General features: G+C 61.3%; 3 protein-coding genes. All 3 read left to right on the forward strand.

The window, feature by feature from the left end; genetic code table 11:
- Positions 1-969: 969 nt before the first annotated feature.
- A complete protein-coding gene (locus ABH945_RS23660; RefSeq protein ID WP_429252112.1) occupies positions 970-1,092 on the forward strand; it encodes a hypothetical protein in 123 nt (40 codons plus the stop codon).
- Positions 1,093-1,341: 249 nt separating this feature from the next.
- Positions 1,342-11,046, forward strand: a complete 9,705-nt coding sequence (locus ABH945_RS23665) for a hemagglutinin repeat-containing protein (protein WP_429252113.1) — start codon at positions 1,342-1,344, stop codon at positions 11,044-11,046.
- Positions 11,047-11,533: 487 nt separating this feature from the next.
- Positions 11,534-13,285, forward strand: coding sequence for a ShlB/FhaC/HecB family hemolysin secretion/activation protein (locus ABH945_RS23670; protein ID WP_429252114.1), 1,752 nt, complete (start codon positions 11,534-11,536; stop codon positions 13,283-13,285).
- Positions 13,286-13,312: the final 27 nt, after the last annotated feature.

Here is a 13,312-nt window from a genome sequence, read left to right on the forward strand (position 1 = left end):
GGCAGCAAGATGGATAGCTCTTACAATGTGGCCCCAGCGGAGACAACCTAATGACCTACGGAGATTTGTGTGCTGATCGACCTCGACGAACTTGTCCTTCAATGTCGCGACGACGGAGCTAGGTCGTATATTCGGGAGGCGGTGGCATGTTATGGAGGGGGCGCGTATCGCTCCTCTATCGTTGCGACCTGGATAGCTGTTGCGTTCGACATCATTGTCAAATACGGGAACTGGCGCTAGCGGGCGACAAGGAGGCTGCCAAGCAAACGGAAGCCTTCGACGAGATGCGGCGAAAAAACGACATTAATAGATCACTGTCGTTTGAGCGCGGCTTATTGGAACTCGCAAGGGACAAATTTGAGTGGATTTCCCACGTCGAGCACATCGACCTGGCACGGCTACAAGAGGACCGGAACCGCTGCGCGCATCCGTCAATGACGAGCGAAGCCGAGATCTTCTCGCCATCCGCAGAGCTTGCGCGGATGCATATCCGATCAGCCGTACAGCATTTACTTCGCCATGAACCTTCGCAGGGAAAGGCGGCACTTATCAGGCTTCTCGCCGAGGTCGACTCTCCGTACTTTCCTGTCAAGCTTGACGATGTGAGGTCGGTTTTGACGAACGGCCCATTGCGTCGCGCTCGATCTTCAATGGTGCGAAGCTTTCTGATTGTCGTAATCAAAAAACTCCTCGACGTAAATACTGACGTAAAACAAGGGGTGCGATTACAGCGAGTGTTTCAGACTGTCAACGAGATGCATCATAAGGTGTGGTCTCAAGTGCTATTGCTATCACGACGCCTAGTACCAGGTGGCGGCGGCTGCGGAGGCGAGCATATCGCCGCTTGCCGGTAGCAATCCGTCGCCGGCAGACTTGGAGTTCTTTGCGCTGCTGGTCTCGCGCCTGACCGAGAACGCCGGTCTCAGTCTTGCGTGAAGTCCGCTCAACGACTCGACGGGAGCCAGAGGTATGGATGACGTTACCGCGATCTTTGTCGTCGCTTCGGTGGTCGTAACCCTGCTGCTATTGGCGGGTATTACGGGCGTAGCCATTTCGCGCGACGTAACAACGCGCCGTCCCATCCTGATTTAAATCAGATATTGAGGAATCTTTACGAAATGGAGGTCGGGAAATAACGAAATAATCATCAAATATTGTCAGATCGACATTAATTCAGACTTATCTGATGGTGATATTTTAATCTGACGGATAGTCTACTCGGCCACACGCTCATAGCGAATGGGAAGCGGCGTGTATCTGCCTTCATGGCCTTGCGTCGTAAATCGTTTGGAAAACGCTCCGCAACTGTCGGAGCTTCATTCAGCATTACGGATACAAGCAATGAATAACCGTTGTTACCGGCTTGTTTTTAGCAAGCTCCGGGGGATGCTCGTCGCAGTCGCAGAAACCGCAATCGGGCATAGTTTAGGTCATGGAGAAACCGGGCCGTCGCCCGCGCATCGACCGATTACGCTTTTCGCCATGCGTCACGTGGCCTTTGCCGCGCTGGTTCTGCTCGGGGCAGCTCCCGCTCTCTCCGATGCGCAGATCGTACCGTCGGGCGCGCATGCGCCGAGCGCCATCAGTACGGCAAATGGCCTGCCCCAGGTTAACGTGAACAAGCCCTCGAGTGCTGGTGTATCACTTAATACATATTCACAATTCGACGTAAGTAAAAACGGCGCGATTCTGAATAATTCGCCCGTCAATGTGAATACGCAACTCGGGGGCATGATATCCGGCAACCCGAATTACGGGCCGAACGACGCCGCGAAGATTATCGTTAATCAGGTCAACAGCAACAACCCCTCGTTGTTGAGAGGGTATGTGGAGGTTGCGGGCGCGAAAACCGCCGCTGTCGTCATAGCAAATTCTTCCGGCCTGATGATCGACGGCGGCGGCTTTGTCAATACGTCGAAAGGGATTTTAACGACGGGCAATCCGCTGATCGACGGTAGCGGCAACCTGACCGGTTTTAACGTAACGAGTGGCTCGATTACTGTCCAGGGCGCGGGCCTCAATGCCTCAAATATCGATGAGGTTGACCTCCTGGCGCGTGCCGTGCAGGTCAACGCGGCGATTTATGCGAACGCCTTGAACGTCACAACCGGCTCGAACAATATCGACTATGCGAGCCTGACGCCGACACCGGTCGCAGGTAGCGGAGCTCGCCCCGCCGTCTCTATCGACGTCTCCCAGCTCGGCGGAATGTATGCTAATTGCATCATTCTGACGAGCAATGAGAATGGCGTCGGTGTGGCCAACGCCGGTTTCATTGCGGCCCAATCGGGCGATCTAACGCTGTCGACTTCGGGCCAGCTCGTTCAGTCGGGAACGATGACCGCAACTGGCAACGTCGGCATCAACGCGACTGGCGTCGCGAATACCGGGACTATTTACGCGCAGCAGGGTACTACCATCAGTTCGAGCGGTGCGGTGACGAACAGCGGCACCATTGCAGCGCAACAGAACGCCGCCATTAATGCCGGGTCGCTCGACTCGACGGGTATTCTCGGCGCGGGTGTAAATAACCACGGCTCCCTCGGGAACTCGGGGAGTCTCAACGTTTCGACGGGTGGCCAGCTCACGGCGACCGGTGAGAACGTGGCGGGCAGCAACGCAACCCTTTCGGGGAGCAGTGTCAATCTCACGGGTAGCCAGACGGCGGCGAACGGTAACGTTTCGCTGACGGCGAACGCGGGCGACTTGAACCTTGCGGGCGCGACGACAAGCGGGGGCGGCTCGGTCGTGGCGAACGCCACGGGTACGCTTGATAACGACAACGGTTCACTGGTGGGCAATAGTGTCGCGCTGAACGCGACGAACCTCGTCAATCACGCGGGCACGATTACGCAGACGGGCACTGGCCCGATGAGCGTCAACGTCAGCAATACGCTCGACAACTCGGCGGGCGGCACGATCCAGACAAACAGCACGGACCTGACGCTTGCACCGGCCACGCTCGATAACGACGGCGGCACCATCACGCTTGCAGGCACTGGGACTTTGACGCTGAACGCGGGCAATGGCGCGGGGTCAATCTCCAACGCTGGCGGTACCATCCAGAGCAACGGCAAGGTCGTCGCCGGGGCCAGTTCGTTCAACAACGCGGCGGGCTTCGTTCTCGGCCAGACGGGCGTGACCGCAACCGTCGGCGGCGCGCTGAACAATACGAACGGCAAGCTCCTTTCGAACGCAGACTTGAGCCTCGCAAGCGGCACGCTCAACAATAATGGCGGCGAAGTCGCCGCGGCCTCGAACGGGACGATCCAGAGCGGGTCAATGAGCAATAGCGGCGGCTCGATCGTTGCGCCGGATCTGGCGCTCTCGATCGGCTCCACGCTCAACAACAGCGACGGCGATATCGAGGCGAATCAGCTCGCGCTCCGCGCGACGGATCTCCTCAATCACGGCGGGACGATTACGCAGTATGGCGCGTCGTCCATGGGCCTCAATGTCAGCAATACGCTCGACAATTCGGCGGGCGGGACGATCCAGACGAACAGTGCGGACCTCACACTCGCTCCAGCCAACTTCGACAACGATGGTGGCACGATTACGCATGCCGGAGCAGGTACGCTGACGATCACGCCGGGCAACGGGTCGGGGGCCCTCGCGAACGTCGGCGGCAAAATCATCACTGCCGGCCAGATCGCGGCGCAGGCCGGAAGCCTCGACAACGCGGGCGGCGTATTCGCTGCGCAGGGCAATATCGCGGCAAGCGTCGCGGGCAATATCGACAATACGCAGGGGGCGGTACGCTCGCTCGGGTCGCTTTCGTTCGCGGGCGGCGGCACGCTGACGAACACGAACGGGCAGATCCAGTCGGGTACGGGCGCAGCGGGCGATACGAGTACGCTCGGCGTTCAGGCTGCCTCCATCGACAACACGAACGGCCTCGTCAGTAACCTCGGGACAGGCAATACAACCGTCCAGGGCGGTAGCCAGATCATCAACAGCGGCGGCGGCGTGACGGGCAACGGCAACGTCGCCGTCGATACCTCCGCGCTCTCGAACACGCAGGGTGGCCAGGTCAGCGGCGGAAGCGTCGACGTCCAGGCGAATACCGTCGACAACAGCGGCGGGGTGATTGGCAGTTTCGCCGGTCCGACTGGTGACGTTGCGATCACGACGACCGGCGCGATCGCGAACACGAACGGGCAGATCGGCGCGACCCATAACCTGACCGTCGACGCGGCGGCGCTGACGGCCGGTGGGGCCTATAGCGCAGCAAACGACGTCGCAATCAACATTCAGGGTGACTTTGCACCGACCGCCGGTTTCGCGTTCAACGCCGGTCACGACCTCTCCTTTACGCTCCCCGGCACGTTCGCGAATGGCGGCGCGCTTGAGGCGACCGACAATCTCGACATTAACGCGAGCGATATCGCCAACAGTGGCGCGATGATGGCGGGCGGTGCGCTGACGACGCGCTCGAACACGCTGGAGAATACCGGCGCAATTGTCGGCGGTAGCGTCTCGCTCAATGCGACGCGATCTGTCACGAACGTCGGCCCGACTGCGCTGATCGGCGCGACCGACAGTAACGGCCTGCTCGAAATCCTCGCGCCCGATATCGAGAACCGCGACGATACGACCATGACCGATACGCAGGCGACGACCGCGATTTATGGTCTCGGCAAGGTCGTGCTGGCAGGCGGCAAGGATGCGAGCGGGAGCTATACGAACGCGAATCTGATCCGCAACCAGTCGGCGTTGATCCAGTCGGCGGGCGACATGGGGTTGTACGCGAACCAGGTCACGAACACGCGGCGCGTGACGACGACCGACGGGGTCTACGTGGAGCCGCTCGATGCGAGTTCACCGTACATCCAGCAGTTCGGCATCAGCCTGTCTGGCTGCGCAGCCGCTGACATGGCGGCATGCGGACCGGGCAATCCGCAGGTCATGGGCGTCCAGTTCGATCCGAATGCTTCTAACTACGATCCCGCTGTCATCGCCGGGTTGCAGGCCCAGCCAGGCGGTATGCCGATTGATCCGCCGCATGGTGGCCAGTGGAACAGCACCTACCAGTACACCACCTATACGGGTGTGGCGCTCGCAAACCTGATGACGGCGATCAGCCCGCAGGCGCAGATCATTGCGGGCGGCAACCTGGACGCGTCGAAAGTGAGCCTGTTCCAGAACTACTGGAGCGCGGTCGCCGCAGTCGGCAATATTGCCGCGCCCGTGACGCTCGACCAGAATAGCTGGCGCGGGCAGCTTGCGCCCGGCGTGCAGGTGACCTATTCCGGTCAGTATCACTACGACAATTACGACAACTCCGAACACAACTGGCAATTACCGTTCGGCAACGCGACGTTTAAGACCTCAAATCCGGGTGGCTACCAGGTCGCGCCGGCTGACATCCGCACCTATGCGTTGCCTAGCTACGAGTCGATCTTCGTCGCGGGCGGCACGCTCTCCGGCACGGGCGTCAGCATCAACAACACGGCAGGCAATGCGGGTGTTCCGTCGCTCGGTCTTGCGGCAGGGCAGTCGGCAACGGGTGTCAATGCGGGGGCGGTCGGCGGCAATCTGGCGCAGGTTAATCCCATCATCGCCAGCGCGACGGCGGTCAATGTCCTGAGCAACCTGACGATTCCCCAGGGTGGCCTGTTCCACAGGGATACCGCGCCGAATGCGCCGTACCTGATCGAGACGAATCCGGCGTTTACCAGCCAGACATCATTCATTTCGAGCAACTACTATCTGCAACAGCTTGGGCTGAATCCGCAGGCCGTGGAAAAGCGCCTCGGCGACGGGCTGTACGAACAGCAGCTCGTGCAGAACCAGATCACATCGCTGACCGGCAAGGCCGTACTCGGCCCCTATAGCGATACACAGTCGATGTACGAAGCGCTGCTGGGTGCAGGCGCGTCGCTCGCGCAGTCGCTGGACCTCCCGCTGGGCATGAGCCTGTCGGCAGCGCAGGTGGCCGCGCTTACCAGCAACGTGATCATCATGCAGACCGAGGTGGTGGACGGCCAGTCTGTGCTGGTGCCGGTCGTCTATCTCGCCCAGGCCAGCCAGCAGGACATGAACGGGCCGCTGATTGCCGCGACCGATATCGACCTCCAGAACGCGCAAACCTTCAACAATAGCGGGACGGTTCAGGCGAGCAATACGCTCTCGATCCAGGGCCAGCAGATCAACAACGCGTTCGGTACGCTGCAAAGCGGCGGCCTGATGTCGCTGACGACGACCGGCAATGTTGACCTGACCTCGGCGACGGTCAACGCGGGCAGTCTCGCGCTGAACGCGGGCGGCAACCTTATCCTCAATACGGCGGTGAATACCGTCAATCAGGTCAGCGAGACAGGCGCGACGCGAACCACGACGACGCTCGGCCCCATCGCGAACCTCAACGTCAAGGGCAATGCAGCCATCGTCACGGGCGGCAACGTCGAGCAGAACGGGGCCAACCTGACTGTCGGCGGTAACCTCGGCATGTCCGTGGGGGGCAACTACGATCTCGGGTCGGTGCAGACCGGCGAACACAAGGTGGTTGCCCGCGCGAATGGCGTGTCGGATACGAACATCAACAGCACGACCGGCAGTTCGGTGAGTGTGGGTGGTGTGTCGGAAATCGGTGTCGGTGGCAACCTCACCGCGACCGGTGCGGACATCAACCTGGGCGGTGGCGGCATCATCGCCGCGAAGGGCAACGTCACCCTGCAGGCGGCGACCGCTACCTCGACCATCGACAGCAACAGTTCGGGCAGCGACCACCACGGCAGCTACAGCGACTCGGAGCACCTGTCCGACGATACGGTGACTGCGACGACCCTGCACAGCGGCAACAGCCTGGCGGTTGTCGCGGGCAACGATATCAATGTGACCGGCAGCACCGTCGAACTCGACAAGGGGACCGCGTTGCTCGCCGCAGCGGGCAACGTCAATGTCGGCGCCACGACGGAGACGCATATCTCCGACGTCTCCAGCACCGGCAGCCATAACGGCGTGGCGAGCCACAAAAGCACGGTCGACCAGGTCGACCAGAGTGCGACCTACGCCGACGGCAGCACGATTTCGGCAGACAGTGTGGCGGTGCAGAGCGGCAAGGATATCAACGTGACCAGTAGCAGCATTGTCGGCACGAACCAGGTGTCGCTGCAGGCCCAGGGCAACGTGAATATCACGGATGCAACCAACACCTACCAGGACAGCGAATACCACCAGGTGAAGGAGTCCGGGCTGTCGGGTTCGGGCGGCCTCGGCGTCACGATCGGGTCGAGCGAGCAGAGCGACCGCTACAACGGTAGCTCGGTGACACAGAGCCAGTCGCGCAGCGCGGTCGGTGCCGTCGCTGGCAACGTGTCGATTTCCGCAGGCAAAGATGTCCATGTCAGCGGCAGCGACATCGTGGCCGGCACGGCTGCGGGCGATGTCGCGGGCACGACGGGCAACATCGCCATCACGGGCCAGAACGTCACGATCGATCCGGGTCAGGACGCCGCGCAGTCGCGGGACCAGCAGGAGGCGCGTTCCAGTGGCCTGACGGTGGCCTTGACGGGGACGCTGTTCGACACGGCACGTAACATCAAGGCCGATGCGTCATCGGGTAACGGCTTCCAGCGCACCCAGAACACACTGACAGAAATTGGCGCGAGCGCAGCGGATACCCCGTCGATTTCAGTATCGTACGGGCGCAGCCAGAGTTCGAGCACGACCGCCATGTCGAGCCTGACGAATTCGGGCAGCACGATCCGTGGCGGCAATAATGTGTCGATCACTGCAACCGGCGGGGCCGTGACGGGGGCGAACGGTCAGCCGCTCGATGGTGACCTCTCGGTCATTGGCTCGACGATCAGCGCGGGCGGTACCACGACGCTTGCGGCGAACCGCAACGTCAACCTGGAGGCATCGACCGATCAGCTCCAGCAGAGCTCGCAGTCGAGCAGTTCCAGCATGGGGATTTCGCTGGCGACGCCGAGCTTGGGTGATGCAGCGCGCTGGATCGGTGGCACGGCTAACACTGGCGGGACGAGCCCGTCACCCTACAACGCAGGCAGCAGTGCCTCAAACGGTAACGAAACGTCGGCCACGCAGACGGCGACCGTCGTGTCCGGCAATAGCGTCGTGGTCAAGAGCAAGGCTGGCGACATCAATGTGGTTGGCTCGGGCATCAGTGGTACGCAGGGTGTCGATCTGGTGGCGCAGCAGGGCGCGATCAATGTGATGGCCGGTGTTGATACGGATGTGAGCCACCAGGAATCGAGCAGCCATCAGGTGGGAAGCCTGGGCAGCAACGGCACCTCGACGGGCTTCAGCGTTGGCGTGTCGAGCAGTCATGGCGTGCAGGATACGGCGTCGCAGACGCAAAGCACGATGCGCAGCCAGATCGTGAGCGGCAACGGCAACGTGACGCTCGATGCGAACCAGGACGTGACCGTGCAGGGTTCCGATCTCGCGGCGGCAAAGGATCTGACGCTCATCGGGAAGAATGTCAATCTCGATGCGGGCACGGACGCCACGCAGGACAGCGCGAGCCAGAGTGCGAGCCAGTTCGGCGTGAGCGTGGCACTGGGCGGCGCAGTCGGCAATGCCATCGCCACGGTCAACCAGAGCGTGAACAACGCGGCGCATGCGGGCGATGCACGCCTGGCTGCACTCGATACGGCCCAGGCGGGACTCGCGGCCTACAACGCGTATCAGGTTGCAACGGCAACGGGCGCGACGAGCCAGCCGCTGATCAAGGCCACCGTCAGTATTGGCGGCGGCACCAGTCACAGCCAGTCGCAGTCGGACACGGTCGCAAACAACGGCAGCACGCTCACGGCAGGCGGGGACGTGACGGTGGTCGCCACCGGCAGCGGGGCGAAGGATGCGAACGGCCAGGCGCTCGATGGCGACATCACCGCGAGCGGCACGCAGATCAGCGGACAGAACGTCACGCTGAACGCGGCGCGCGACATCACCCTGCAAAGCACGAAGGACACGAGCGAGCAGTCGGGCAGCAGTAGCAGTACTAGCGGCAGCATTGGCATCGGCGCGGGTATCGGTGGCCAGCAGAACGGCTTCACGCTTGAGCTAGCCGCGAGTGGTTCAAAGGGCAACGTGACCGGCAACGGCGTGACCAATGTCGACACGACGGTCAATGCTGCGAATACGCTGACGATGACCAGTGGCCGCGACACGAATCTCCGTGGTGCGGAAGTCGCGGGCAATACGGTCGAGGCGAACGTCGGGCGCGACCTGAACATTGCGAGCCAGCAGGATACGAATACGTACAACAGCCAGCAGGCCAGCGCTGGTGTGCAGGCCAGCATCTGCGTGCCGCCTTTCTGCTACGGGACGACTGTTACCGGCACCGCAAGCGCAAGCGACGCGACGATCAAGGACAACTTTCAGTCGGTCAACCAGCAAAGCGGGATTTACGCCGGTAATGGTGGTTTCGACGTCAACGTGGGCAATCATACGCAGCTCGACGGCGGCGTGATCGCGAGTACGGCGACGCCGGATCAGAACACCCTGTCGACGCAAACGCTCGGTTACACGAACCTGCAGAACACCGCCGACTACTCGGGCACGTCGGTCGGTTTCAGCGTGAGTGGAGGAATTGGCAAGAGCGCGCCGGCAGGCGTGAATGCGTCGGCACCGACGCGCGCGGGTAACAGCCAGTCAAGCGCGCAGAACTCGGCGGGCTACGGGCCGGTTGGCTTCGGGGCGGCGGGCACGAGCGATAGCGCATCGGGCACAACCTACACAGCCGTGAGCCCCGGCACGATCACCGTGCGTGGTGATGCGGGAACGGGGCAGGACAGCACGGCGGGCCTCAGTCGCGACACCGCGAATGCGAACGGCTCGGTTGCCAATACGTTCAATGCGCAGGACGTGCAGAACGACATGGCGGTCCAGCAGGGTGCCGTGCAGGTCGGCATGCAGGTGGTGGGCGATGTGGCGCAGCACCTCTATGACAAGGCGTACGATGACGCGGCAGCAGCTCAGAAGCAGCTGGATGCTGCTAATGCATCAGGCGATCAGGCGGCTGCGCAGCAGGCCCAGGCCGACCTGAATGCGGCAAATGCACAGATGGCCTTGTGGGGCGATGATGGAACAGCGCGTATCGCCGCGCATGCCGCCGTCGCCGCTGTAGGTGCGGCGATGGGTGGCGGCAATGTAGCCGGAGCCGTGGCGGGTACGGTCGCGGGCGATGAGGTGGGCAGCATTGTCAGCAGTGCGGCGGGTGGTACGCCTGGCGGTGCGCTGCTTGGGAACATTGCGGCGGGTGCAGCGGGTGCACTTGCCGGGGGTGCCGTTGGCGGTACATCGGGTGCGATGAGTGGGGCGAATGGTGCACTGGGCGCGGACCTTTACAACCGGCAGTTGCATCCGCAGGAAAAGCCGCTCGCGCAGCAGCTTGCGGCGAAAAGCAACGGCCAGTACACCGAGCAGGACGTGGAAAACCAGATGGCGCTGATGAACCTGACGGTGAACGGGCAGACGGAATCAGGAGGTGTGCGGGTGGCGACGGGCACGCAGCCGCAGGATGGAACCGACTGGCAACCGTATGGCGTGAATCAGGCGGGACAACAGGTGTGGGCGCAAAGCCTTGGGCCGGGCGATCCCGATTTGCAGGCGTATATTGTGAAGGGGGCGCAGGGCGTCGGCCTGACGTATCAGGCGACGACGACCGGCTCCAATCCCGGGTTGGTTCGCGCCCCAGACATGGTGAATTTCCAGGTGGACTACTTCGTCGGCAGCGTATGGGGGACATTTACGCGAGATGGGAGCGCGTTCTTTGGCGGTGGGCTGAACTTGAATGTTCCCAATCCGGTTAATGCTGGTGTCGGCATTTCTGCCGTATGGCTCAATTCCCCAACTGTAAGCCCCGGGCAAGCAAATAACTTTGCAGGCGGTTACGCCGGGGGGGTGACGGGAGCGTACGACTTTGTCGGTGGTGGTTTGATGTATTCACCTGGCAATGGAACTGCCACAGCGATAGGCGTCGGTGCCGGGCTGAATCTCGGCAAAACTACTAATATTGGGACTGTCGGCGGAGGGTATTCCGTTGACCAAGGCCAAACCCGAATGAAATGGTGATGTGATGCCGAGTTTCCCATTCTCGTCTTCTACCCGATCGCGTCGTAGTCGAATTGCATTCCTGATCGTCTTCACCGCGATGATGGGTTTCATTGCGTACGTGGTGGTGAAGAACGTCTTCTTTAGCTGAAGCAGCAAACCCGGCGCTAGCGGGGTTTGTTGTTTGAGTGTGTTGTTCAGTTGCGTGTGCTGCGTCGTTGCAGCATGGCCTCGGCTTCTGTCGCGGTCATATATAGGGATAGCGCTTGCGGTCATGGCCGTCGAATGCAACCTTCCGATCCTTTGGGCGAGAGTCCTGCTGCTTTCCGGTTTCGCTATTGCGCTTGTTGGCGGCATGACAAGTCGCGCTAAATTGCTGAATATCAAGCCGTTCGAAAACAGCTACAAGAAAGCGCGCAGGAGCTAAGAAAAGAAGGACGACGAGGAAAACAAGTCGTAATTGGATGCCGGGCCTCGGTCCGGCTCGCATGTCTACCGAAAATACAATATGAAAATCCAAAGAAGGCTGGCGGCACTGCCGTTCACAGCCCTGGTATCACTCGCGTCAAACGCTCAACAAGCGCCTTCGCCAGCCGACACCGCAGCAGCGGCCCGCACGAACGCCGAACAGAACCAGCAGATCCAGCAGCAACGCGACGCGCAGCAACGCGCGGCGACAGTTGCCGCGCCGGTCGTGCGCCCGGCTGCGCCTGTGGCGGGAGAATGGCCGGTCCTGCCCGTCGAGTCGCCGTGTTTCCGTATCGACTCGTTCGCGGTTGAGGTACCGGACACATTGCCGGAGGCCGTTCGCATGAAAGGCGCGTCGTTTTTGCCGCAGGACCCGTTCGCATTCCTACATGAATGGCTACGTCATTACGCGGACCAATGCGTCGGCAAACAGGGCCTCGAAGTTCTCACCAAGGGCCTGCAAGGTGTCCTCCTGAGTCGTGGCTACATTACGACGCGCGTCCTGTTGCCTGCACAGGACTTGTCGAAAGGGACGCTCAAGTTCGCCCTCATACCTGGCGTTATCCGAAATCTGAAGTTTGCAGACGCCGATACGCGCGGCACCCTCAAAACTGCGTTCCCCGCGCGCGACGGCGACGTTCTCCAGTTGCGCGACCTTGAGCAGGGTCTCGAACAGATGAAGCGCGTGCCGAACCAGGACGCGACCATGCAGATCGTGCCCGGCACATCGCCCGGCGAAAGCGACGTCGTCGTGACCGTCAAGCGCACCAAGCCGTGGTCGCTCGTCGTCTCGGCAGACAACTCGGGCACAGACGAAACGGGGCGGTACATCGGTAACGTATCGCTCGCGCTATACAACCCCCTCGGCCTGAATGACGTACTTTCGGGGGGCTTCAATCAGGATCTCCAGTTCGGCAATCACGACCTCGGTACGCACGGCTGGAATGCCTCGTACGCGGTGCCATGGGGCTACTGGACCGGTACGCTCTACGGCTATACGAATACGTACTACCAGCAGATTGCCGGGGTCAATCAGACGTTCGTATCAAGCGGCAACGCGCAGACGGCGGACTTCAAACTTGAGCGCGTTATCCATCGCAGCCAGAACGATGTGTTGGGTGTCGAGTTCCAGCTTATCAAGCGATGGGGCGCGAGCTTTATCGAGGACACCGAAATCCCGCAGCAGCATCGCGACAATACGTTTATCGAGGCGAGTCTGACCAACCGGCATTACATCGGCGCGGCGCAGTTCGACGGCACGCTTGCGTATCGACAGGGTATCGGCGCGTTCGGCGCGATGCCGGATACGCCCGGTGGACCGACCTACTACTTTCATTTGGCGACGCTGGACGCAAACGTTTCCGTCCCGTTCACGGTCGCCGGGAAGGCGCTTCGCTATGTCGGCACCGTACACGGGCAGTTCACGAACGACGAGCTGAACTATATCGACGACCTGACGATCGGGAGTCGCTATACGGTGCGCGGCTTTAGCGGTCAGAAGATGCTCGCCGCGGAGAAAGGCTTCTATTGGCGTAACGAGCTCCAGTATCCGCTCGGACAGACAGGACAGGTTCTCTATGCGGGCCTCGATTACGGTCACCTTTGGGGTCCGTCTATCGCGAATCTCGCAGGTACGCAGCTCGCCGGCGCGGCTATCGGCGTGAAAGGTTCAGTTCCCTCGCGGCTCGGTACCTTCAGCTACGACGTCTTCGCAGGTACACCCATCTATGCGCCGTCCGGTTTTCCCGCGCCAAGCGTAACGCTTGGATTTCAGGTGATGGGGCAGTTTTGAGTAGTCAGTCCGATGAAGTGACAAATC

Source organism: Paraburkholderia sp. GAS333, assembly GCF_050435665.1.
In the GTDB taxonomy this organism is placed as follows: Bacteria; Pseudomonadota; Gammaproteobacteria; order Burkholderiales; family Burkholderiaceae; genus Paraburkholderia; species Paraburkholderia fungorum_A.

Excerpts from the sequence above, each read along its gene's own strand:
- ABH945_RS23660 (WP_429252112.1), top strand. The coding sequence starts at position 970 with ATGGATGACGTTACCGCGATCTTTGTCGTCGCTTCGGTGGTCGTAACC.
- ABH945_RS23665 (WP_429252113.1), top strand. The coding sequence starts at position 1,342 with ATGAATAACCGTTGTTACCGGCTTGTTTTTAGCAAGCTCCGGGGGATG.
- ABH945_RS23670 (WP_429252114.1), top strand. The coding sequence starts at position 11,534 with ATGAAAATCCAAAGAAGGCTGGCGGCACTGCCGTTCACAGCCCTGGTA.